At 69.1% G+C, this 23,228-nt stretch carries 20 protein-coding genes, 1 tRNA gene and 1 pseudogene; 8 read left to right on the plus strand and 14 right to left on the minus strand.

Annotation, left to right across the window (positions count from 1 at the left end):
- The first annotated feature begins 84 nt into the window (after window positions 1-84).
- Window positions 85-1,920: a recombinase family protein gene (locus AQJ91_RS23505; RefSeq protein WP_159054641.1), complete on the plus strand. Its 1,836-nt coding sequence runs from the start codon at window positions 85-87 to the stop codon at window positions 1,918-1,920.
- Between the two features lie 153 nt (window positions 1,921-2,073).
- On the opposite strand, the gene AQJ91_RS23510 is transcribed toward AQJ91_RS23505, so the two are convergent.
- The 4 genes from AQJ91_RS23510 to AQJ91_RS53740 all read right to left on the minus strand — a co-directional run bounded on the left by AQJ91_RS23510 (window position 2,074) and on the right by AQJ91_RS53740 (window position 4,050).
- A complete protein-coding gene (locus AQJ91_RS23510; protein WP_067025187.1) occupies window positions 2,074-2,520 on the minus strand; it encodes a hypothetical protein in 447 nt (148 codons plus the stop codon).
- Entirely contained in the window at window positions 2,517-2,783 is a 267-nt protein-coding gene (locus tag AQJ91_RS23515) for a hypothetical protein (protein WP_067025190.1), read from the minus strand. Before AQJ91_RS23515 ends, AQJ91_RS23510 begins: the two co-directional genes overlap by 4 nt.
- Before the next feature lie 213 nt (window positions 2,784-2,996).
- Window positions 2,997-3,072, minus strand: a tRNA-Arg gene (locus AQJ91_RS23520).
- A gap of 297 nt (window positions 3,073-3,369) precedes the next feature.
- Window positions 3,370-4,050: a hypothetical protein gene (locus AQJ91_RS53740; protein WP_159054642.1), complete on the minus strand. Its 681-nt coding sequence runs from the start codon at window positions 4,048-4,050 to the stop codon at window positions 3,370-3,372.
- A 183-nt stretch (window positions 4,051-4,233) separates the two neighbouring features.
- Here AQJ91_RS53740 and AQJ91_RS23535 point away from each other — a divergent pair, with 183 nt between their 5' ends.
- Both AQJ91_RS23535 and AQJ91_RS23540 read left to right on the plus strand, forming a co-directional pair.
- The gene (locus AQJ91_RS23535; protein ID WP_067025199.1) at window positions 4,234-5,370 is read left to right on the plus strand and encodes an ATP-binding protein; all 1,137 of its coding nucleotides are present in this window, start codon (window positions 4,234-4,236) and stop codon (window positions 5,368-5,370) included.
- 75 nt (window positions 5,371-5,445) lie between these two features.
- A complete protein-coding gene (locus tag AQJ91_RS23540; protein WP_067025203.1) occupies window positions 5,446-6,330 on the plus strand; it encodes a helix-turn-helix transcriptional regulator in 885 nt (294 codons plus the stop codon).
- A 248-nt stretch (window positions 6,331-6,578) separates the two neighbouring features.
- On the opposite strand, the gene AQJ91_RS23545 is transcribed toward AQJ91_RS23540, so the two are convergent.
- The 9 genes from AQJ91_RS23545 to AQJ91_RS23585 form a co-directional block, all read right to left on the minus strand.
- On the minus strand, window positions 6,579-7,655 hold the full coding sequence (locus tag AQJ91_RS23545) for an MSMEG_0565 family glycosyltransferase (RefSeq protein ID WP_067025207.1): 1,077 nt from the start codon (window positions 7,653-7,655) through the stop codon (window positions 6,579-6,581).
- A 19-nt stretch (window positions 7,656-7,674) separates the two neighbouring features.
- Window positions 7,675-8,511, minus strand: coding sequence for a carbon-nitrogen hydrolase family protein (locus AQJ91_RS23550; RefSeq protein ID WP_067025210.1), 837 nt, complete (start codon window positions 8,509-8,511; stop codon window positions 7,675-7,677).
- The gene (locus AQJ91_RS23555; protein WP_067025213.1) at window positions 8,508-9,359 is read right to left on the minus strand and encodes a carbon-nitrogen hydrolase family protein; all 852 of its coding nucleotides are present in this window, start codon (window positions 9,357-9,359) and stop codon (window positions 8,508-8,510) included. Before AQJ91_RS23555 ends, AQJ91_RS23550 begins: the two co-directional genes overlap by 4 nt.
- Window positions 9,356-10,801 carry an MSMEG_0567/sll0787 family protein gene (locus AQJ91_RS23560; protein WP_067025216.1) on the minus strand — a complete coding sequence of 482 codons (1,446 nt, stop codon included), beginning with the start codon at window positions 10,799-10,801 and terminating at the stop codon, window positions 9,356-9,358. The genes AQJ91_RS23555 and AQJ91_RS23560 overlap by 4 nt, the downstream gene beginning before the upstream one ends.
- Before the next feature lie 2 nt (window positions 10,802-10,803).
- Window positions 10,804-11,895, minus strand: coding sequence for an MSMEG_0568 family radical SAM protein (locus tag AQJ91_RS23565; RefSeq protein ID WP_234382841.1), 1,092 nt, complete (start codon window positions 11,893-11,895; stop codon window positions 10,804-10,806).
- Window positions 11,896-11,929: 34 nt separating this feature from the next.
- Window positions 11,930-12,460, minus strand: a complete 531-nt coding sequence (locus tag AQJ91_RS23570) for an MSMEG_0572/Sll0783 family nitrogen starvation response protein (protein WP_067025220.1) — start codon at window positions 12,458-12,460, stop codon at window positions 11,930-11,932.
- Between the two features lie 65 nt (window positions 12,461-12,525).
- Entirely contained in the window at window positions 12,526-13,341 is an 816-nt protein-coding gene (locus tag AQJ91_RS23575) for an amidohydrolase family protein (RefSeq protein ID WP_067025223.1), read from the minus strand.
- 14 nt (window positions 13,342-13,355) lie between these two features.
- Window positions 13,356-14,654, minus strand: a complete 1,299-nt coding sequence (locus AQJ91_RS23580) for an MSMEG_0569 family flavin-dependent oxidoreductase (RefSeq protein ID WP_067025226.1) — start codon at window positions 14,652-14,654, stop codon at window positions 13,356-13,358.
- Between the two features lie 47 nt (window positions 14,655-14,701).
- Window positions 14,702-15,007, minus strand: a complete 306-nt coding sequence (locus tag AQJ91_RS23585) for an MSMEG_0570 family nitrogen starvation response protein (RefSeq protein WP_067025397.1) — start codon at window positions 15,005-15,007, stop codon at window positions 14,702-14,704.
- Between the two features lie 228 nt (window positions 15,008-15,235).
- Between AQJ91_RS23585 and AQJ91_RS23590 the strand changes: the two genes are divergently transcribed.
- The 3 genes and pseudogenes from AQJ91_RS23590 to AQJ91_RS23600 all read left to right on the plus strand — a co-directional run bounded on the left by AQJ91_RS23590 (window position 15,236) and on the right by AQJ91_RS23600 (window position 20,007).
- Window positions 15,236-15,586 (plus strand): sensor histidine kinase, encoded by a 351-nt coding sequence (locus tag AQJ91_RS23590; RefSeq protein WP_067025228.1) that lies wholly within the window; start codon window positions 15,236-15,238, stop codon window positions 15,584-15,586.
- 404 nt (window positions 15,587-15,990) lie between these two features.
- Window positions 15,991-18,285: pseudogene (locus AQJ91_RS23595) on the plus strand (family 43 glycosylhydrolase); the annotation flags it as partial.
- 291 nt (window positions 18,286-18,576) lie between these two features.
- Window positions 18,577-20,007: a glycoside hydrolase family 43 protein gene (locus AQJ91_RS23600; protein WP_067025235.1), complete on the plus strand. Its 1,431-nt coding sequence runs from the start codon at window positions 18,577-18,579 to the stop codon at window positions 20,005-20,007.
- On the opposite strand, the gene AQJ91_RS55920 is transcribed toward AQJ91_RS23600, so the two are convergent.
- A complete protein-coding gene (locus AQJ91_RS55920) occupies window positions 19,929-20,513 on the minus strand; it encodes an isocitrate/isopropylmalate family dehydrogenase (protein WP_067025238.1) in 585 nt (194 codons plus the stop codon). The genes AQJ91_RS23600 and AQJ91_RS55920 overlap by 79 nt on opposite strands.
- A gap of 204 nt (window positions 20,514-20,717) precedes the next feature.
- On the opposite strand from AQJ91_RS55920, the gene AQJ91_RS23610 reads away from it, so the two are divergent.
- The gene (locus tag AQJ91_RS23610; protein WP_407696900.1) at window positions 20,718-21,719 is read left to right on the plus strand and encodes an amidohydrolase family protein; all 1,002 of its coding nucleotides are present in this window, start codon (window positions 20,718-20,720) and stop codon (window positions 21,717-21,719) included.
- 541 nt (window positions 21,720-22,260) lie between these two features.
- Window positions 22,261-23,172: an aldo/keto reductase gene (locus tag AQJ91_RS23615; RefSeq protein WP_079085150.1), complete on the plus strand. Its 912-nt coding sequence runs from the start codon at window positions 22,261-22,263 to the stop codon at window positions 23,170-23,172.
- Window positions 23,173-23,228 lie beyond the last annotated feature (56 nt).

Below are 23,228 nucleotides of genomic sequence, written 5' to 3' on the forward strand. Positions count from 1 at the left end.
GTAACCCCGGAATTACGCTTAGTAATTACCCAATTCGGAGGTAGAATGGGACTACCCCAAAAGGCAAACGCAAGGAGGAAATGCGTGAAAGAAGAAAAAGGAAAACCGGCACAAGTTTCGGCTGAAGCATTGGCCGTGACGTACCTGCGCGTCAGCACCAAGGAGCAGGCCCAGAAAGGCGGACAGGCGGAAGGGTTCTCCATCCCGGCGCAACGTGAGGCACTGCACCGGAAGGCGGAATCGCTCGATGCGGTCATCGTCGCCGAGTTCGTGGACGCCGGGGAGTCGGCCAAGTCTGCTGACCGCCCCGACCTGAAGCGGATGCTCTCCTACCTGGCGACGCACCGTGTCGACTACGTGCTCGTGCACAAGGTTGACCGGCTGGCACGCAACCGAGTGGATGACATCGAGATCACCATGGCCATCAAGAAGGCCGGGGCGACGTTGGTGTCGGCCACCGAGAACATCGACGAGACACCCTCGGGCATGTTGCTGCACGGCATCATGTCCTCGATCGCGGAGTTCTACTCGCGCAATCTAGCGACCGAAGTGCACAAGGGCATGTCGCAGAAAGCCATCGCGGGCGGAACGCCTGGCCGGGTGCCGCTCGGCTACCGCAACGTCGGACGCACCACGGACGAGGGTCGGGAGGAACGCACTGTCGAGATCGACCCCGAGCGTGCCGACCTGATCGCCTGGGCATACGCCGCCTACGCCACCGGTGAATGGACACTGCGCTCCATGGCCGACGAACTGGAGCTGCGCGGCCTGACCACCAGGAAGACGCCGAAACTCGCCGCCCGGCCGGTCAAGCCGAACGTCCTGCACGCCATCCTGACGAACCCCTACTACAAGGGTGAGGTCATCTACCGGGGCGTGTCGCATCCCGGTAGGCACCAGCCGCTCACCGACCCCGTGACCTGGGAAAAAGTACAGGATGTTTTCGCCAGCCACTTGGTCGGCGAGAAGCAGCGCGAACACCCGCACTACCTCAAGTCGAGCGTGTTCTGCGGTACCTGCGGCAGCCGCCTGATCATCACCAACGCCAAGAACCGGCACGGGACCGTCTACCCATACTTCGTGTGCCTGGGACGACATCAGAAGACCACCGCCTGCACGCGCAAGGCCATGCTCACCTCCAAGGTGGAGAAGTTGGTCGAGGAGCACTGGGCGACCGTCCAGCTCGAACCCGCCCTGCGCGCGACACTGGAGCGCACACTGCGGGAAGTGCTGGTCGAACACCACAAGCAGGACGAGGAGGAGCGCCGCCTCCTAACGAACGAACACGCCCGGCTGACCGCCCAGCGTCAGAAGCTTGTCGAGGCCATCTACAGCGGTGCGATGCCAATGGACATGATCGCCAGCGAACAGCAGCGCATCGGGAGACGCTTGACCGCCGTCCAGGAACGCCTGGAGGCCGTCACGGCTGTATCCGACAAGCTGGAAGCGAACCTGACCGCAGCGCTTGACCTGGCTGGTGACTGCCAGGCCGCTTACCGGAGGGCAGAGCCCGCAGTCAGGCGGATGTTCAACCAGGCGTTTTTCACCCGCCTGCTGATCGATGAAGACGACGGCGTCCACAGCCACCACACCAAACCGTTCGATATTCTGCTCGCACCCGAAGTGCTTGATGCCGGACGAGCCATCCAGGTAGACCGGGAGACGGGGCTCGCCATCATGGCCGACGCGCTTAGCAACGCGGACGACAGTGACATCACCCCAACCAACCAGAAGACCCCCAGGTCGCTACGCGCCACTGGGGGTCTATCCGGGGAACCCTTGGCCCCCGTTTACGGGGGTGAGGGTTCGAAAACAACTACTTTGGTGCGCCCGGCAGGATTCGAACCTGCGACACCCGCTTTAGGAGTTTTCCCTGGACGAGGCGCTGACCTGCGGAGATGCGGGCCACGGGGCGTCTGACCAAGGGAAACACTCCTCCGTAGTTCTCACGTGTTCACGGTGCTTCCCGTTCCCATGTGTGCTGAATACGTGCCGGTGGATGCTGTCCGACGTGGGCATGGGGTGCTCGGGGGAGCCGGCGAGTGGTTGGAGTGAGGCGCGGGCGGCGTTTCGTCAGACCTTCTCGACTCGCACGGAGTGTCCCGCGAGGAGTTGATTCATGTCGTCGGTGTCGGAGGTGAAGACGGTTGCCTGAGCTCCCTGCATGGCTTCCCGCCCGGCCACAGCCGCCAGAATGGCGTCGATGGCGTACTTGTGCCCATGCAGGCCGGCTGCCTTCAGCATGTCGCGCGCCATGGCGATCACCTGATCGTCCGTGTGCACGATGCGGATCCGGGACAGCGTCCAGTTCCACAGTGCCTGCCTCGACGTTTCGCGAGGGTCCCATGCTTCCAAGGTCGTGAGTGCCGAGGTGACGATCGGGATGTCGAGCCGCGGAGCCGTCTTGATCAGCGCAGCCATCTCCCGATCGCCCTGAACCGCCTTGGAAAGGGCCTCGGAGTCGAACACGAAGACGCGTTGTCGCGGCCGGTGCAGTTTCGCTCGGGCGGTGCGGCTCACGCGGCCTCGTCCGGACGCGAGCGCTGCTCGTCATGCCAGCCGTCGATGGCGGCGATGCGGTCCAGCGCTGCTTGCTGCTCGTCGTCCGTCACGGTGCCGTGCTCTTCTTCGAGGCGCTCGGCCAATTCGCGCAATCGGTCCATGGCGTCCTGATGAGCGGCGGCGGCCGCGATGTAGCCGGACACCCCGCGCGCGTCGACGCGCTCCTTGATCGATTCCACAAGCTCTTCCGGCACGGTGATGGTGATCTTCCGAGTTGCCATACTTCAAGTATGCCAGGTTCTGTCCGGCGCGGCCTGGCCTCCTCGGGGTCCTCACCTGCTCGGGCCGTCCTCCCGGCGGACACGGCGCGGGTCTGCGAGAGGCGCGTCTCGGGTGCGCGTGGGGATGTGGACTCCTTGCGGACTCCAGGCGTGAGGAAGGCCCCCCGTTCGAATGGAACGAGGGGCCTGGAACTCTCTTACCTGCGGTGCAGGTGGTGCCCCCGGCAGGATTCGAACCTGCGACACCCGCTTTAGGAGAGCGGTGCTCTATCCCCTGAGCTACGAAGGCGGGGCTTGTGCGAAACCTTGCGCGGAACTCGGTGTACGGGTCACGGCCAGGTCTCTCGGTCAAGCCCTGAGCGGCCTGGGGCAGGCTGCTGAGGCGAAGAGGCGAGCGGAGCCCGCGTGACACGCCACAGCGCCCGCCAGGGCGCTCGATCCACAGGGTACCGGATCGGCGCTCGGACGGGCGCTGGTGTTTCGGAGCAAGGCGGAGTGGGTGGTCAGGCCGTGCGGCTGAACATGGGGGCTCCTTCCTCGTGCAGTGCGCGGCTGGTCGAGTTCTGGGAGAGGACGAAACCGAGGGTCAGGAGTTGCTGGGCTTCGACTCCGTAGGAGATGAGGCGTCCGTTCCACAGAGAGGCGTCGAGTTGCGAGTGGCCCGACTCGGCGTCGCTTCTGTAGGGGTAGACGAGCTGATGAGTGCGGGTGAGTTCCGGTATCTGCTGGAGGTGCTCGGCACGATGGAAGCCGCGTTCCTCGTCACTTTGACCGGGTGGCCGTTCGCCTTTTCGGCTTGTCGTCCCGACGGCGGCTCTGTGCTCGTGGAGGCCGTGGCGGCAGGGAATGGCCAGAAGGTGTACCAGCGGAACGTCTGGATTCCGCGTCGCTCCAGTCGTTTGATCGATACGGGGACGAGTTCCGCGGTGCCGTCCGCGTAGTGGACTTTCTCCGCGATGCGCCCGTCGGCTGCCCATAATTCGTGGATGCAACGACCGGGACGCAGTGATTCATAGAAATGCGGTTCGTTCCCTTTGTGCTGTTTGTTTACGATGAGGCCGCCGTACCGGGCGATGGCGTCCCGGTGTACGCCGCGGAATGCGCCGTCGTAGAGGACTCCCATGCAGCCAGGAGCCGCGGACATGATGTCGATGACGCCCTCGACGGCGACGGCGGCCTCTCCGCCCGGGTGAAGGTGGGGTACGTAGCGCGAGTCCAGAAATACTCGGGACAGGTAGTTCTCGTCTTTACGGGCGGAGAAGAACACATATTTCGGGCCGTACACCTCGGTGCCGACCAGCAGGGCCGGTCGACGTCTGACCGGTAACCCATGATTTCCCTGTAATGCTGGAGCGGCTCTAGATCAAGACGTTCCATTTATGGGGGCGGCGTGGAGACGGCTCCGTCGGGTGACGAGCACATACACCGCCGGCGGCGCCGCTCTGTCCTATTGGGACGGCACGCCGAAAGCCAGGCGCTCGACCGGCTCGTCGAGGCCGTCCACGCCGGCCGGAGTCAGTCGCTGGTCCTTCGTGGTGAGGCGGGGGTCGGCAAGTCCGCGCTGCTGAAGTACCTGCTGGACAGGGCTGCCGACTGCCGCGTGGTGTCCGCAACGGGTGTCCAGGCCGAGATGGAGCTTCCGTTCGCAGCGCTCCATCAGCTCCTGGCACCGATGCCAGACCTTCTGGACAGCCTGCCGGGTCCGCAGCGCGACGCCCTTCGGATCGTGTTCGGGATCCTTGACGGGCCCGCACCGGATCGCTTCCTCCTCGGTCTGGCCGTGCTCGGCCTGCTCTCGGCGGCCGCCGAGAGCAGGCCGCTCGTGTGCGCACCCGACGCCGCGCTGTCGCTGCTGGCCGCGGCGCTGGCCGGCCCGCTTGACGAGCTGCAACGTGCCCGCGCGTCCTTGCTGCGTGCCGAGATCGCGTTCACCACGCATCGTGGCAATCTCGCTCCGCCGATGCTGCTCGAGGTTGCCAGGCAACTTGAGCCGCTGGACGTCTCACTGGCGCGCGAAACGTATCTGCAGGCGTTGTCCGCGGCGATGTTCGCCGGCCGCCTGGCGGTCGAGGGCGGTGGTCTCCTGGAGATCGCGGCAGCCGCTCGCGCGGCGCCGGTCACGCCGGTCGCCCCGCGCGCCGCCGACCTGCTTCTCGACGCCCTGGCCGTGCTCCTGACGGACGACGCACCGACAGCGGCGCCGGCCATGCGGCGGGCCCTGCGCGCCTTCACCGAGGACGACATTTCCCCTGCGGAGGAACTGCGCTGGCTGTGGCTCGCCTTCATCATCGCCGTGGCGTTGTGGGACGACAGGTCCTGTCGTGTGCTGGCGGACCGCCATGTCCGTCTCGCCCGTGACGCCGGCGCGCTCGCCGCACTGCCTCTGGGCCTGAGTTCGCGCATCATCGTGCACCTCTTCCGGTCGCGTCCCGCGTCGTGGTGTAGGGGATCAAGCGTTGGGCGTTCCAGTACGAGGCTCCAGGTGATCTTCGCCGAGCCAGCGGTCCACGAGGTGTCCTGCTGGGGCGAGTTGAGCGACCGGTCGTGCGGAGCCACCGCCGCCGACCTGCGGATTCCGGCGACTTGATCGGCTACACCACCCGGCGGGACGCCATCCCTCTTCCAGGGCGAACTGCCCGAAGCGGCGTCGCTGAGCGAAGAGGTGCGCACGATCGTCACGGCGACCGGTTTTCAGATCACCAACTATGGCGCGCTCGCACTCGCCGCGTGGCAGGGACGCCAGGCCGAGGTCGACCGACTGGTGCGCGCCACCACGAGCGAGGCGGTGTCGCGGGGCGAGGGAGTGGGGCTGACGGTCTCGGACTGGGCCAGTGCGGTGCTCTGCAACGGCCTTGGCCGGTATGAGGACGCCCGAGCCGCCGCCGAACGAGTCGTCTCCGACCCGCCGGCTCCGGGCGTCGCAGTGCACTGGGGGCCGGCCGAAATGGTCGAAGCGGCAGTCCGGAGCGGCGACGGCGAGAGCGCCTCCCGAGCACTCGAGCGGCTGGTGCGGACGACTCAGGCGAACCCTACCGACTGGGCCCTTGGGACAGAGGCCCGCTCGCGGGCTCTCCTCAGCCAGGGCAGGGACGCCGAGAGCCTCTACCGGGAGGCGATCGAGAGACTCGGACGGACCCTGTGCCGAGCCGATCTCGGGCGGGCGCATCTCGTCTACGGCGAATGGCTGCGCCGCGAGCGGCGCCGGATCGACGCGCGCGAGCAACTGCGCACCGCCCACGACCTGTTCGTGGCCGCAGGTATGGAGGCGTTCGCCGAGCGCGCGGCGCGCGAGCTGAGGGCCACCGGGGAGACCGCTCGGAAGCGGAGCGCTGAGAGCAGCGGCGACGACCTGACCCCTCGGGAGGCGCAGATAGCGCGGCTCGCGAGCGAGGGCCTGACCAATCCCGAGATCGGCAGTCGGCTCTTCGTGAGCCCGCGTACCGTCGAATACCACCTGCACAAGGTCTTCGCCAAGACAGGAGTCACGTCGCGCGGTGCGCTGGCCACCTTCCTGTACGGCGGTGGCAGGAAGTTGGAGTCCAAGTAAGTCGGAGTCCAAGTAAGTCGGAGTCCAAGTGAGTCCGCGAACGCGGCATCCGCCGCCACCGCGTCCAGCTGAACGCGCGCCCTCTTGGTCGCTCGGCCGTCACTTTCCACCGCCCACCGCCGTGTCTCCCGGACCGCGTCGGACGTTCCGCACATCGTGCGGCGCGTCAGCAGACCAGCGCAACGGCGCATCTCTCCCCCCGGCACACATCTCGCGTTCCGCGCACGAGGCGTTGGCCGTCTGACCGTTCAGCGCAGCGTGCGGTAGAAGTTCAGGTGGCGCCGGGCCGCGGCGTCCCAGGTGTGACGGGCGGCGAGCTCTCGGCCCGCCTTGCGGCGTACGGGGTCGCCGTTCGCGAGCGCCGCGCCGAGCTCGTCGGCCAGGTCCTGCGGGGTGTCGGCGAAGCGGGCGGAAGCGCCGAACACCTCACGCAGGACGGGCAGGTCGCGGACGACCAGGGGAACCCCGGCGGCGAGGGCCTCCATCGCGGCCAGGCCGAAGCCTTCCTTGACGGAGGGGAACGCGAAGGCGTCCGCGGTGGCGACGAGCGGCGGGAGATCGTCCTCGGGGACCTGGCCCAGGACGAACGGTTCGACGCCGAGTTCGATGGCGCGCTCCTCCCAGCGGGCGCGGTAGTCGCGGTAGTCGAAGAGGGTCTCGCCGCCCGCGATCACCAGCCGCACGTCCGGGTGGTCGGCACGCAGGAGCGCGTACGCCTCCAGGAGGTCCAGGGAGCCCTTGCGGGGTTCGATACCGCCGACGGTGAGGACGTAGCGGCCGAGGCGGGTTCGCCAGGCCTCGCGGGCGGCCGGGTCGGTGACGGCGAAGCGGTCGTACGCCACGCCGTTGGGTATGACCTCCGCCTTCAGGCCCCAGCCCTGCGCGAGTTCGCCGGCGACCGAGCGCGATACGCAGATGTGGGCGTAGGGCTCGACGACGGCGCGCTCGTGGCAGGCCGCCAGCTCGGGCGTGGTGAAGTGGTCGAGGTGGTGGACGGTGCGGACGCAGCGGCCGGCCGCGTTGGCGCTGATGCAGTCCTGGGCGTGGACGACGTCGTACGGGGTGGGGTCGAAGGCGTCGTGGAGGGCGGCGATGGAGCGCAGGATGCGTTCTCCGACGGTCTCCGCCGCGGGTCCGTCGGGGAACGGCACGATCCGTACACGCACATCCGGGTCGACCGCACGGAAGAAGCCGTCGTCGCCGCCCCGCCCCAGCGACCAGACCGTGACGTCCTGCCCGGTGGCGGCCAGCGCCTCGGCGAGGGCGAGGGTGTGGACGACGCCACCACGGGGCTTGGTGGAGTAGCTCAGCAGGGCGATCTTCACGAAGGGTTCTCCCGGTACGTCATGAGGGGTTCTCCCGGTAGGCCGCCGGGCGGCGCTCGTCGAGATGGCGCAGGATTCGGCGGGCGCGGTCGATGTCCTCGGACACGTCCACCTCCGCGACGGCGAGGCCGGCCTTGGCCCAGGTGCGGGCGAGGATGTCGCCGCCGGGTCCGACGACCTTGGACTGGCCGAGGAAGCGCATACCGCCCATGGCGCCGGTCTGGTTGGAGGAGGCGAGGACGACCTGGTTCTCGGCGGCGCGTGCCTGGTCGTACAGGTCGAAGAGCTTGGCCTGGCGGTCCTGGGCCATGCGCGGGGCGCGGTTGGTGATGCTGGTGGGCCAGGCCGAGAGGCAGGCGAGGATCTCGGCGCCGTCCAGGGCGAGGGAGCGGGCGGACTCGGGGAAGGTCTTGTCGTAGTCGATGAGCATGCCGATGCGGCCGACGGGTGTGTCGAAGGCGTCGAAGCGGTCGCCGGGGGTGTACGCGGCGGTTTCCCCGGCGGGGAGGTGGACCTTGCGGTGGCGGCCGAGGATCCCGTCGCCGCTGACGCAGACGGCCGCGTTGTAGCGCTCGTCGCCACCGTCCTCGCAGTAGCCGACGCAGACCACCATCTCGGCGGCCAGCCGGGCGACCTCGAGGATCAGCGGGTCGTCGGGCTTGAGGGCCGGGGGAAGCGCTTCCGGGTCGGGGTGGCGCAGATCGGCGAGATAGCCGCCGAGGGCCGCGTCGGGGAGCACGAGCAGCCCGGCGCCCGACTTGCGGGCGTCATCGATGAGTTTGGCGATGCGGGCCAGGTCGAACTCCAGGTCGCGGCCGAAGTGGGCGGCGGCGGCCGCGATCCGGATCGTGCTCATGCGCTGACTGCTCCTGCGTACGTGTAGGTTTCCGGGCGCCGGTCGCGCAGGTGGCCCATGGCGCGGCGGGCGGTCTCCAGGGCCTGGGCGACGTCGAGTTCGGCAACCGCCAGGCCCGCGCCGACACCGGTGTCCGCGAGTATGTCACCGCCGGGGTCGACGACCTTGGCGCTGCCGACGAAGCGTAGCGACCCGAACGTACCCGCCTGGTTGGCGGAGACCCACACGATCTGGTTCTCCAGCGCGCGGGCCCGGTCGAACAGGTCGAAGCGCCGCTTCCAGCGGTCACCCGCGAGATCGGTGGTGGCGTTGGTCCGCGCGCCCGGCCAGGCCGAGACGACCACGCCGATCTCGGCACCGTCCAGCGCGAGGGCGCGCGCCGACTCCGGGAACGCCTTGTCGTAGCAGATCATCATGCCGATCCGGCCGACCGGTGTCTCGAAGGCGTGGAAGCCGTCGCCGGAGGCGTAGCTGGCGTCCTCGCTGAGCGGCTGGTGAACCTTGCGGTGGTTGCCGAGAACGCCGTCACCGTTGACGCACACGACGCTGTTGTAGCGCCGTCCGTCCGTGCCGGCCTCGCAGTAACCGGCGACGACGGTCATCTCGCCCGCCAGCGCGGCCAGCCGGCGGATCTCGGGGCCGTCGAGGGCGAGCGCGGGCGGACCCGCGTCGAGGTCCGTGTCATTGTCGAGGCTGAGCAGATAGCCGCCGAGACAGGCTTCGGGCAGGGCGAGCAGGCGTACGCCGTCGGCCCGGGCCTCCTTGATCAGCCGCTCGGCGATCGCGAAGTCCTCTTCGAGGTCGCGGCCGAACTCGGCGGCGACGGCGGCCATGCGCAGGGTGGTCATGCGGTCCCCATTCCGGTCACGGTGGACGCGACCGCGTCTGTGATCTCTCCGTCGGGCCAGCACAGCCCGACGCCTTGTCCTTCGGTCAGCTCCCCGCACACGGCCCCCGTGGCGGGCCCGGCGGGCAGCGGTACGGAGCCCGGCTCGTCGGCCGTCAGCATCGCGAAGCCGGGGAAGCAGGTGAGCCAGTCACCCATGGGCACGGCCCTCGGGCGCGGTACGGCGGCCACGTCGAGGACGGCGCGGCAACCGCTCGCCTCGGCGAGCATGCCGAGCGTGCCGGCGATCCCGGCCATCGACACGTCCTTCGCGGCGGCGGGCCGGGCGGCGGCCACCGCGCCGGTCAGGGCGCGCAGTTCGTCCGTACGGCGATGGGTGGACGAGTCCCACTGACGGCCCCGGTAGCCGGTGCGCCAGCCGCCGCCGAGGTCGGCGGTGAGCCGCACCGAGTGACCGGGCCGTCCGCCGCCCCCGGGCACCGGATGGTTCGTGCGGCCCAGCGCGGTCACGGACAGCGCCGCGGGTACGCCGAGTTGAGTGTGCCCGCCCAGGACCGGCACACCGTACGCTCGTGCCGCCCGGCCGAGCCCGTCGAGGACCCGCGCGGCATGCGCCGCGTCCTTGGCACCGACGGCATCGAGCAGGCCGATCGGTGAAGCGCCCATCGCGGCAAGGTCGTTGATGTTGACGAGGACCGAGCACCAGCCCGCCCAGCCCGGATCGCGTTCGACCATCGACGGCACGATCGCGTCGCACGCGGCGATCACATCGGTGCCCGGGACGGGGGCGCCGTCGTCGCCGACGAACCCGGCGCCGCCGAGGGCAGCCGGTCCGTGGAGGGCCGCGAGGAGCGGCCCGAGTGCGGACTTGGCAGCCGCTGCCTGTGCCGCGATCCGGCCGATCGGCCAGCGCATCAGCATGTGCGGCGCGTCCGCGACCTCGATCTCGCGTACGGAGCGCCAGCCGAGCCGCTTGAAGAGGACCTCGTTACGGGCCTGGACGGTCGCGTCGAAGCGCAGGACCCCTTCGGCCTCCGCACGGGCGCAGGCCGCGCGGACCAGTGCCGCGCCGATGCCGTACGGGCCGCGGGCCCGGCGGGCCACGACGAGGCGGCCGCCCTGCCACCAGCCGATGTCGGGACCGTCGTCGACCGGTCCGAGGCGTACGCCGCCCACCACGGTGCCGTCCTGGTCCTTGGCGACCAGGACGAGGGTGCGGGGGTCGGTGTCCCGGTCGTCCAGGTCATGGCTGGTGAAGAGCCCCTGCTCGTGGACGAAGGCCTCCCGGCGCAGGCGCCGGTAGTCGGACAACTCGGCTGCTGAACATGCCTGTTCGATGTGGAAGAGGGGCTGTCGCGCCAGGGTGCTGCGGTCTCCGAGAAGCGCCAGGACGTCGACCGGACGGTCGGCCGCCGGCGGTGCGCTGGATCCGTCGAGGTACATCGTCACCCGCCTGCCATTTTGAGCACGCTGCACGCCCCGCAGGCCGCGCAACCGGCCTTCTGGTCGGCGCCGCTCATCCCGGCCGCGCGCAGTTTCGCGGCGACGCCTTCGGTGACGTACCTCAGCAGTTCCGCGCTCGGGGCCTCGATTCCGTCGCGGGCGGCGAGCGTGCCACGCATCGGCCGGAACGGGACGACGAACGGGTACACCCCTCGGTCGATCAACTTCCCGGCCCCCGCGACGAGCTCGTCCGGGTCCTCGCCGAGCCCGACGAGCAGGTACGTGGAGACCCGGTTGGGCCCGAAGACCCGTACCGCCTCGTCCCACGCGGCCTCGTACTCGGCCATCGGGACGGTCGACTTGCCGGGCATCCAGCGCCGCCGCACCTCGTCGTCGAGGGACTCGACATGGATACCGATGGCGGTGGCACCGGCTTCGTGCAACTCACGTATCCACGCGAGGTTCCCGGGCGGCTCGCACTGCACCTGAATGGGCAGTCCGGGCACCGCTTCGAGGACGGCGCGCACCGACCGGACGAGATTGCGGGCACCCCGGTCCGGGCCGGTGGTCGTGCCCGTGGTCATCACCATCTGCTGCACGCCGTCCAGCCGGACCGCCGCCTCGGCGACTTCGGCGAGCTGCGCCGGGGTCTTGGCGGCGACGGTGGCGCCCGAGCGCAGGGACTCCTCGATGGTGCAGAAGCGGCAGCGGTCGGCCTCGGCGTAGCGGATGCAGGTCTGGACGACGGTGGTGGCCAGGACGTCGGAGCCGTGCAGCCGGGCGATCTGCTCGTACCGGGTGCCGTCGGCCGTCGTCAGGTCGTAGAACCTGGGCCGTCGTACGGGGATGAGGGAGAGCCCGGTGTCGGTGAGGGCTCCGGTCTCGTCGCCGAGCCAGACCTTGCCGTCGCGGACTGTGTAGGGGCTGTCGGGGTTGCGGGGGAGTGCGGCGTTGGCGCCGTCGACGAGGACGTGTCCGTCGTCGCTGGGGCCCGCGCCGTCCGGCCGTTCGACCTCAACGTCCTGACGGATGCCGCGCAGGGCGAGTTCGGCGCGGGTCGTGATCCGCACGTCCACCGCCGTACGCTCTGTCACTGTCGGCTCGGTGCCAACGCTCACGGCGTGCCCCTTACAGCTGGTAGGTGGAGTTGATGATGGCGCCCTTGCGCGCGTAGTGGATCAGCGCGTCCTGGACGTCGAGGGGGTGGGTGGGGATGACGCCCTCGATGAGGTCCTCCTCGCGGGCACCGTGCAGGGACAGTCCGAAGCGGCAGCAGTAGACCTTGCCGCCCTCGGCGATGAACGTCTTGAGCTGGTTGTTGATGTTGTGCTCGCCGGGGAAGGCCGAGTTGCCGACGGTCGGGAAGCCGCGCGTGGCAAGACAGTTGAGGGAGCCGGGGCCGTAGAAGTAGATGGCGGTCTCGAAGCCCTTGCGCAGGGCCCGGGTGGCCTGGAGCACGGCGACGAAGGAGACCGAGGACTCGTGGGCGAGGCCGTGGACCAGGGTGAAGTACGTTTCGCCGTTCTCGGCCTGGTAGTCGGGGAAGACCTTGGTGGAACCGTAGATGCTGGAGCCCTCGGGCAGGGAGGGGTGCTGGATCTCGTTGAGGGACTTCTGCTCGACCTCGGTGAGCTCGGCGGTGGAGGTGGTTTCGGACATGGCTGTCTCCTTGCTTGGTACTTGATTCTTGGTACTTGCTTGGTGGGGAAACGGGGTGGGGCCGGTCAGTCGTAGAGCGTGGCGAAGGTGTCCCTGAAGACGAGTTCGCCGAGTTCGCCGCCGCCGGCCGCTTCGGCGAGGCGGGCGTACTCGCCCGTGAAGTCGCCCCACGGCTGGTCGCTGGCGAAGAGCACCCGGTCGTGGCCGATGCCGCGGCGCTCGATCTCCCGGGCCAGCCAGCGCGGCGTGAAGCCGATGGCCCAGGAGAGGTCGGTGTAGACGCGCTTGCCGGACTCGATCCAGTCGAAGAAGCGAGAGCCGACGAGCTTGATGTGACCGCTCATCCCGCCGCCGAAGTGCACGAGGTGGACGGGGACTTGGTCGGCGTACCAGTCGACGAGGTGGCCGACCTCGTCGATGTCGGACGCGGCACCCGGGGAGGTGTGGACATGGACGACCAGCCCGTGCTCCTGTGCCGTCCGGAAGATCCGGTCCAGTTGCGGGCGGCAGGCCGGGTCCGTGGGGCGGCCGCCGAGCAGGAAGCTGAGCTTCAGGGCTCGTACGCCGTCCTCTCCCGCCAGGGCGAGGGCCTGCTCGGTGCGTTCGGCGTCCTCGGGGCGAGGGGATACCCACAGTCCGGCCCGGATGCGGTCGTCGCTCTGGGCCGCCTCGATCGCCAGCTCGTTGAAGGAGAAGGCGACGGCGGAGTCGGGGACGCCGTAGTTGGGGATGACGAGGGCGCGTTCGGTGCCCTCGTCGTCGAGGTCGGCGACGAGCTGCTTGACGGTGGCGCGGGCGGTGGTGTCCGGGTTGACGGGCGGCCCGCCGTAGAACGGGTAGGCGGGCAGGACGCCGATGTGGCGGTGTGCGTCGTAGACCATGACTGTGGTTCCTGTCAGCCCAGGGGAAGGGCGGAGGCGACGGAGGCCGGCGCTCCGGTGAGGGCGCCGCACACGTCGGCGAGGCGGCGGCTGGTGTCGATGTGGTCGGCGAGGAACTCGGCGTCCCGGCCCACCGCTTCGAAGCGGCCGGAGCCCCATGAGTACTGCCAGGGCAGACCCAGGAAGTACAGGCCGGGTGTGCTCGTCGCGCCGCGCCAGTGCATGGGGTAGCCGCGGCCGTCGAAGACGGGTATCTCGATCCACCGGTGATCGCGAGTGAAGCCCGTGGCCCAGACGACGGAGGTGACACCCGCCTCGGCCAGATCGAGTTCGGGCACGTGCCCGGAGGGCTCCCACACCGGCACGTACCGTGGCTCGACGGGGGCCTCGATCGCCTGCGCCGTGATGTGGGCGTCGATGGCGTCCTTGATGCCCTCGGCCACCGCGTCCGCCCGGTCCAGGTTGACCTTCAGGTCGTCCGCGAACCCCAGCCCCGCACCGTCGATCCCGGTCAGCCGCCCGTACAGGCGCATGCCGTCCCGGGCGAAGGCCCGCAGGTCGATGTCGCGCCCGCCGTCGCGCCCGGTGACGTAGTGGTTGACCCGCATCCGGACTGCACTGGCGTCGTCGAACTCGTCGATGTTCTTCGCGTAGTGGCCCATGTCGTCGAGCCAGGCCACACAGTCCCGGCCGCGGTAGAAGCGGGCGACACGGGGCGCACTGCCGACGGCCAGGTGGACCTGCCGTCCGGCCAGATGCAGATCTTCGGCGATCTGGCAGCCGGACTGACCGGTACCGACGACCAGGACGCCGCCCTCGGGGAGCTGGTCCGCGTTGCGGTAGCGGGAGGAGTGGATCTGCTCGACGTGGGAGGGCAGCCGCTCGGCCATCCGCGGGATGGACGGGGCGTGGTACGGGCCGGTGGCCACCACCACCTGTTCGGCGGTGAACTCCCCTTCCGTGGTGACTACTTCGAAGTGGCCGTCGGCGGCGCGTCGCAGCCCGGTCACCGATACGCCCTCCACCAGCGGCGGCCGGAAGAAGGCCACGTAGTCCTGGAGATACTGAATGATCTCGTCCCGGACCATGAACCCGTCCGGATCGTCCCCCCGGTAGGGGAAGCCCGGCAGTTTGCACTGCCAGTTCGGGGTGACCAGGCAGAAGGAGTCCCAGCGGCGCTCGCGCCACTCGTGGCCGACCCGGTTCGCCTCGACCACGACGTGGTCGATACCTCGTTGCCGCAGGTGGTAGCTGACCGACAGACCGGCCTGTCCGCCGCCGATCACGGCCACCGGGATGGGGGTACCTCCCATGTCCTTCAGGCTGTGGGGCAGAGCTCCGGCCGGCCTTACCGTGGGGCTCATCGCCTGCTCCCGTCTGCGTTGACCAGGGACTCGACGGTGACCTTGGCCCCGTCGGCGGCCGCATACACGACGGCGGTCCGCTCGATCTGGGCGAGCTGGTCGGAGGCGCCGGTGCAGTAGAAGCCGAACTTCTCCTTCACCCGCTCACCGGCGATACCGAGCGCTGTGCGGCTGCGCTCCACGAAGTCGGTGAGCTCGTACTCGCGGCCGGCCACGAGGTAGTCCTCGACTACCGTGGAGGGGGAGTAGCAGCGCTGGGTCACACCATCGGGCCAGCGCACATGGAAATAGATCTCAGGCATGAAGTCCTCCATGCGAGGCGCCGAGGCCTTGACACCTCGCCGCTGCTTGTGAGGACAACTTCAGCCAGGAGCAATTACCGAACCAAGTCATCCGGAATAAGGCGGAGTTACATGCTCCTCACGTCAAGTGATGAGTCGTGTACGCGGTGTTGCCTCTGAGGTCGGGCGACACGGGGCGCACTGCCGACGGCCAGGTGGACCTGCCGCCCGGCCAGAGGTAAGGGGGCCGTGAGCAACCTGCTGGAGAACGCCGCCAAGTTCGACGGTGACGGCGACGAACCCATCGACGTACACATCCGTCGAGGCACGATCACCGTTTCCGACCGGGGGCCGGGCATCGACGCGGCGGACGCGGAGCGGGTGTTCGACCGTTTCTACCGGGCCGACATCGCCCACGGCCTGCCCGGGTCCGGGCTCGGCCTGGCCATCGTCCGTGACGTGGCGGAGGCGCACGGCGGGACCGTCTTCGCGAGAACACGGTCGGGAGGCGGCGCCACGGTCGGGTTCACCGTGTCCCCCTCCCGGCTCCTGCCGGCCCCAGAAGCAGACCTCGTCACCCCGCAGGACACGCGCGGCTGACATCCGAGCGTCCCGCGGGGCGCACGATCACGGTCGCGTTCTCCAACACCCTTGGATCGGCGACGGGTTCGCGGAACGCCGGACAGGCCGGACAGGCCGGACAGGCCGGACAGGCCGGACAGGCGGAGCTGACGGACGAACCCCGCGTTCACCGAGGGCTCCGACACCGATGACGCGAGAACGGGCGAACCGGCTGCCGAGCCGGAAGGAAACCGTTCGGCCTGTCGGACGTCGTTCGAAAAGTATTGACGTTGATCGTGCCGCAATTCACACTCACCAACGCGATGCCAGACGGGCGGAACGCCGGCACCTCAGCCGAGGCCTCGCGCCCCCACCTCCGGCATGTCTTCTTCAGGGGATGTGAACCCATGTACAGCGTGAGACCTCAGGGCCGCCGAAGATTCGGATTCTGGCCGGGCGCTCTGGTCGCCGCGGCCGCCGCCTCGCTCCTGGTGGGCGTCGTCGGCCCGGCGGCTCCCGCCCAGGCGGCGGAGATCACCGACGGCCTGGCTCTCTGGTACAAGCTCGACGCCACGTCGGGCACCGTGGCAGTGGACGCCTCGGGCAACGGCCGGAACGGCACCGTCAACGGCACCGCGGGCTGGTCGGGTGCCGGGGAAGGGCTCTCGTTCAACGGCTCCGACACCTACATCAAGGTGCCGGACAACATCATGAGCGGCATGAACTCGATCACCGTCTCGATGGACGTGCAGATCGACGCCGCCCAGGCCACGCCGTACTTCCTCTACGGCTTCGGCAACACCTCCAACGGCAGTGGCAACGGGTACCTGTTCACCACCGGCAACTCCTTCCGGACCGCCATCGCCTCCGGGGACTACAACACCGAGCAGAACACCGGGGCCTCCGGCGCGCTGCAGCGCTCGGTCTGGAAGCACGTCACCTACACCCAGACCGGCAACACGGGCGTCCTCTACAGGGACGGCGTGGAGGTGGCCCGCAACACGTCGGTCACCACCACCCCCGGTTCCATCGGATCCGGCACCACCACGGCCAACCACATCGGCAAGTCGGTCTTCACCAGTGACAAGCTCTTCAAGGGCAAGATCCGCGACTTCCGGGTCTACAGCCGCGCACTGGCGCCCAGCGAGGTTCTCGACCTCAGCGGGAACACCACGGGCATCGCCACGGCCACGCACTCCGCGCTGAAGGTCGACGCCATCATCGACGACGCGGGCAGCAAGATCACTCTCCCGCTGGCCGAGGGCACCGACCTCACCGAGCTCGCCCCGCAGTTCACCCTCGCCAGCGGCGCGTCCGTCAGCCCGGCCTCCGGCACCCCGCGCGACTTCACCGCACCCGTGACGTACGAGGTGACCGGCGCGGACGGTGCGAAGCGCACCTGGACGGTCGAGGCGCTGGTCATGAAGAGCCCCGTCCTGCCGGGTCTCAACGCCGACCCGAACATCATCAGGTTCGGCGACACCTACTACATCTACCCGACCACCGACGGCTTCGCGGGCTGGAGCGGCACCAAGTTCAAGGCGTACTCCTCCAAAGACCTGGTCCACTGGCAGGACCACGGCGTCATCCTCGACCTGGGACCGGACGTCTCCTGGGCCGACAGCAGGGCCTGGGCGCCGGCGATCGAGGCGAAGAACGGCAAGTACTACTTCTACTTCTGCGCCGACGCCAACATAGGTGTCGCGGTCTCCGCCTCGCCGACCGGCCCGTTCACGGACGCCCTGGGCAAGCCGCTGCTGAAGGCCGGTGACTACACGGGCCAGATGATCGACCCGGCGGTCTTCACCGACGACGACGGCCAGTCGTACCTCTACTGGGGCAACGGCCGCGCCTACGTCGTCCCGCTCAACGACGACATGGTCTCCTTCGACGCCTCCAAGGTCACCGACATCACCCCCAGCGGCTACAGAGAGGGCGCCTTCGTCGTCAAGCGCAACGGCACCTACTACTTCATGTGGTCGGAGAACGACACGCGTGACGAGAACTACCGGGTCGCCTACGCCACCGGCTCCTCGCCCACCGGCCCCTGGACCAAGCGAAGCGTCATCCTGGAGAAGGACCTCGCCCTCGGCATCAAGGGGCCCGGCCACCACTCCGTGGTGCAGGTGCCGAACACCGACGACTGGTACATCGTCTACCACCGCTTCGCCATCCCCGGCGGTGACGGCACCCACCGCGAAACCACCATCGACAAGCTGGAGTTCGACTCAGGCGGTCTGATCAAGAAGGTAGTCCCCACCCTGAGCAGCATCGACCCGGTCTCCGGCGGCACCGCCCTGCCGACGAACACCACCCGCTCGCTTCAGTCGGTCAACTTCACCGGCCGCTACGCCGCCGTCCGCTCCGACAGCCTCGGGTACCTCGACCCGGTGACCTCCTCCAGCACCACGGCGGTCAAGCAGAGCGCCACCTTCACCGTCGTGCCCGGCCTGGCCGACTCCAAGTGCTACTCGTTCCGTGACTCCTCCGGCCGCTACCTGCGCCACAAGGACTACCGGGTCCGCTTCGACGCGAGCAACAGCACGACGCTCTTCAACAAGGACGCCACCTACTGCGCCCGGCCGGGTTCGGCCACCGGCTCGATCAGCCTGGAGTCCTACAACTACCCCGGCCGCTACCTCCGCCACTACAACTACGAGCTGCGCGTCGACGCCTACCAGGACAACGCCACCTTCCGCGCCGACAGTTCCTTCAGGGCGGTCAGCCCCTGGGCCTGAGCGCATCCCCTCGCTCGCCAGGCCACCCGCACGGCTCTGCTGTGCGGGTGGCCAAGGGAGCCGACAGCCGGGCCGCCGGGCAGGTCATGGTTCGCAAGCGTCCCAGCCACCCTCGAACAGCACCGGCCACCTGCTGGGCATCGACCCGCTGGCACCCGATTCCCCGGCTCGCTGACCGGCAGGGCGCGAAGTCCCGCAGTACACGGTGCCGCCTCGGAGCGGCGACCGATCTTGACCCCCACCCCCCACTCCCACCCAACCGTGGCACCCGCAGAAAGGCAGCAAACGCATATGTCTGTGCTTGTCTCCCGGCTGGCGGCGATATTGGTCGCCGTCGCCTTGCTCTTCACAGGCCAAGCCCTGACCACACCGGACCGGGCGGCCGCCGCTGACCCGGGCTACCTGATGACGCACTTCATCGGGGAGGGGTCGACCAATCAGCAGATCTACTTCTCGCACAGCACGGACGGGCTGAACTGGTCCGACCTCAACGGCGGCGGGATGGCCCTGCGTTCCACGGTCGGTACGCGCGGGGTGCGTGACCCCGCCCTGGTGCGTTCCCCGGGCGGTGACAAGTACTGGATCATCGCGACCGACCTGTGCATCGGCTGCGGGCAGACGTGGAGCCAGTCCATCAACGACGGCAGCCGCAATCTTGTGGTGTGGGAGTCGACGGACCTGGTCACCTGGTCGCAGCCGTGGCTGCTCAACGTCGCCGGCGCGATCCCCGACGGGCGCAACGCGTGGGCGCCGGAGGCGATCTGGAACCCGGCCACCAACGACTACGTCCTGTACTGGGCGACGAACAAGCCCCTCAATGGCGCAACGAAGCACCGCATCTACTACGCCCGTACCAGCGACTTCCGCTCCATCACCACCCCGCAGATCTACATCGAGCGCCCCGGCACCCAGGAAATCATCGACACCCAGATCGTCGAGATGCCGTCCGGCGTCGGCGACTACCGCTACGTACGGGCCTCCGGTGACGGCCAGATCACACTCGAAGGCAGCAACTCGATCCTCGGCACCTGGACCAACCTCGGCAACCTCTCCGGCATCGGCCTGACCGGCTCCGACGTCGAGGGCCCGATGTGGATGAAGTTCCGCGACCGCAACGAGTGGACCCTCTACCTCGACCAGTACGCCACGAGCCGCGGCTACATGCCGGTCACGACGACCAACCCGTCCAGCTCCGGCACCTACCAGCTCCCGGCGTCGGGAAGCTACAGCCTGGGCGGCACCAAGAAGCGTCACGGCTCGATCCTGAACCTGACGGCCGCCGAGGAGACCCGCGTGCTCGCCCGCTGGGCGAACACCCCCATCAACCGGCTCCAGTCGTACAACTTCCAGGACCGGTACGTGCGGCACGCCGCCTTCGACGTGCGCATCGACCAGAACATCACCGGCCCGGACGCCCAGTTCCGGCTGAGGCCCGGCCTGGCGGGATCCGACACCGTCTCCTTCGAGTCGGTGAACTACCCCGGGTACTTCCTGCGGCACGCAGGATTCGATTTCCAGCTGGTCTACAACGACGGCACCACCCAGTTCGCCGCGGACGCCACGTTCCGTCAGGTGGCCGGGCTCGCCGACTCGACATGGTCCTCGTTCCAGTCGTACAACTACCCCGACCGGTACATCCGGCACTACGCGTACGAACTGAAGCTCGACCGGATCACCACCACGACGGCGCGCAGTGACGCCACCTTCAAGGTGACGAGCTGACCTGACCGGGATGCCGGCGCCCTCAGGCGACCTTCCGCCTGCCATCCGCCCTCGGGCGGGGGTGCCGGCATCCCCCCGGGGACTACCGATGATCCGCTCGCCCAGGGTGACCACGGGGCGCTCGCCGGGCTGCCCAGGGTGTGCCAGGTCATGACGTCGGGCAGGCAGTCGGTGGCCTTGCAGCAGGTGAGGAAGCCGTTGTAGGGGACGAAGACGATCCGGTCCTTGAAGGGGCTGGCCATCGCCTGCTCGACCTGGGTCTTCATGGCTGCCTGGTAGGCGGCGTAGCGGGCCTTGGTGACCTCCTCGGTGGAGGCGGTACCGCGGACGTCGCGGGTCAGGGTGCCGATCCCGGTGTTCGCCTCGATCGCCTTGCGCAGGCGGGTGGCCTGGTTGGCCAGTCCGAAGTGTGTCCGCATCAGCGCCTTGCTGCCGACCGCGCCGATCGGGTTGGCCAGGCCATGCCCGGCCATGCCCGGGGCGGAGCCGTGCACCGGCTCGAACATGTTCGGAAAGCGGCGTTCCGGGTCGAGTGCCGGGACCCGTTCCGCCCCGGGACACGGATGCGCACGTTGCAGTCGGCCTTGTTTCTGACGCCCGGTCCACACAGTCGGAGGGCCAGGTGATCGATTCCTCCCGGATCCCTTGCGCCAAGGAGTAGACCCGCCACCCCAGCAGGATCGATCGTGGGCGACGTGAACGATCATCGCATGGCACCTGTCGATCCTGCCGGTTCCGCCGAACCCACCCCCGCCCCCGGCCCTCTGTGCTGTGCCGGGTCGCCAGGGCCGAGCGCAGCCACGGGGTCGCGAGGGGCCGTGCGTGACGTGCCTCTGGGTGAGGAGGCCGGTGAGGTCCGCCGCTTCTGGGGTCGGCTCGGTCTTCCCGGGCTGGTCGACGTCCACACGCACTTCATGCCCGAGCGCGTCCTGCGCAAGGTCTGGGACTACTTCGACGCGCTCGGACCGCTGACCGGTGGGCTCGAGTGGCCGATCACCTACCGGAAGGAGGAGGCGGAACGGACGGCCCTGCTCCGGGAGTTCGGCGTACGGGCCTTCACCGCGCTGCTCTACCCGCACAAGCCGGGCATGGCCCGGTGGCTCAACGGCTGGGCGGCCGACTTCGCCCGCCGTACCCCCGACTGTCTGCACACCGCCACCCTCTACCCAGAGCCGGGCGTCGAGGAATACGTCCGGGAGGCCGTCGAGGCGGGCGCGCGCGTCTTCAAGGCGCATGTGCAGGTGGGGGCGTACGACCCGGCCGACGAACTCCTCCAGCAGGCATGGGGGTTGCTGGCCGAGGCCCGGATACCCATAGTGATCCACTGCGGCTCCGGGCCGGCGTCCGGCAAGCACACCGGCCCCGAGCCGATCGCGCAGTTGCTGGCGCGGCACCCCCGGCTGCGGCTGGTCGTCGCGCATCTGGGGATGCCCGAGTGCGAGGAGTTCCTCGGCCTCGCCGAGCGGTACCAGGAGGTGCGGCTGGACACGACGATGGCGTTCACCGACTTCACCGAGGGGTTCATGCCGTTCCCCCGCCGGGCCCTGCCGCGGCTGGCCGGACTGGGCGACCGCATCCTGCTCGGCTCCGACTTCCCCAACATCCCCTATCCCTACGTGCACCAGCTCCACGCCCTGGAGCGGCTGGGGCTCGGAGAGGAGTGGCTGCGGGCGGTGTGCCACGACAACGCGGCTGGGCTGTTCGGACTGTGAACCTCGTCTTCGTCGTGGGTTCCTCCGGAGTCCTCCTACGGACCCTGGACCACCGCCGCCGCGTCGCGGTCACCGAGACACAGCGGGCCGAACGCCTCGCCACCACGGAACCCGATCGTCCGGGCGGCATCCTGAACGACGTCGAACGCGCCGCGGTGGCACACCGTGGACGCCGCCGAGGCCGCGCGGCGGCGGCTTCGGCCTGGTCGGCCTCACCGAACGGGTCACCGCGCTCGGCGGCAAGCTGCGCACGGGACCCCGCTCCGACCGCCGGAGCTGGGAAGTCGTGGCGATCCTGCCGGCGGAGAGGGGGCGTCGTGACCGCCTCGGTGCGCTCGGCCCCACGCCGTGGAGAGCAGGAGTGCGGCCGCCGGCGCCCTGGAGGCGACCAGCGGCCACTGCGAGCGAAAGTTTCAGTGATCCTCCGCAGGTGGTGACCGAATGCCACCGTCTGTACGGTCGTGCGGGCAAGTCGTGGCATTGAGGGGCACGCGCAGAGCGGCCCTCGCCGTGGACCGTCAGCAAGGGGTCTGAACAGCACATGCGTTATCGGGAACTCGGCCGTACCGGGCTGACCGTGTCCGAGATCGGCTACGGCGCCTGGGGGCTTGGCCAGGGCGCCTGGGTTGGCGCCGACGACGACTCCGGCGTCCGTGCCCTGCACCGTGCCCTCGGCCTGGGCGTCAACTTCATCGACACCGCCAGGGCGTACGACCGCAGCGAGCGCGTCGTCGGCCGTGCGCTGAGGGAACTCCCGGGCGGCGGTGACGGCGTGTACGTGGCGACGAAGGTCGGGCCGAAGGTCCCGGTCTCTCTGGCGCCCAGCGGGCTCGACCCCATGGAGGCGTTCCCTGGCGCGCACCTCCGCGAGAGCCTGGAGACCAGCCTTCGCGAGCTCGGTCGCGACCACGTCGACCTCCTTCAGCTGCACACCTGGGAGGACGCGTGGACCGGCCGGGGCGACTGGCTGGAGACGGCGGACGCCCTCAAACAGGAGGGGAAGATCAGGTTCTTCGGGATCTCCGTCAAGGACCACCAGCCCGAGAACGTGCTCAAAGTGCTGCGCACCGGGGTGCTGGACGCGGTCCAGGTCATCTACAACATCTTCGAGCAGGCCCCGTCGGACTACCTGCTGCCGGCCTGCGAGGAGTACGGCGTGGGGGTGATCGGGCGGGTCGTACTCGACGAGGGGGCGCTGACGGGCTCCATCCGTACGGGTGTCACCTTCCCCGAGGGCGACTGGCGTAACTGGTACTTCAGGGACGACCGGCCCGCCCAGGTCGAGAAGCGCGTGGACGCCCTCCTCGCCGGCCTGGGGGTCGGCGTCGACGAGCTCGCGTCCACCGCACTGCGGTTCGCGCTCGCCGGGCGGGCGGTCTCCACGGTCATCGTCGGGATGCGGTCACTGGCGAACGTGGAACGCAATGCCGCGGTCGCGGAGGCACGCCGCTGACTGACGAGGAACTCGCGCTGCTGGCCAGGCACAGATGGCAGAAGAACTTCTACAGC

It is taken from the genome of Streptomyces dysideae (assembly GCF_001514305.1).
In the GTDB taxonomy this organism is placed as follows: Bacteria; Actinomycetota; Actinomycetes; order Streptomycetales; family Streptomycetaceae; genus Streptomyces; species Streptomyces dysideae.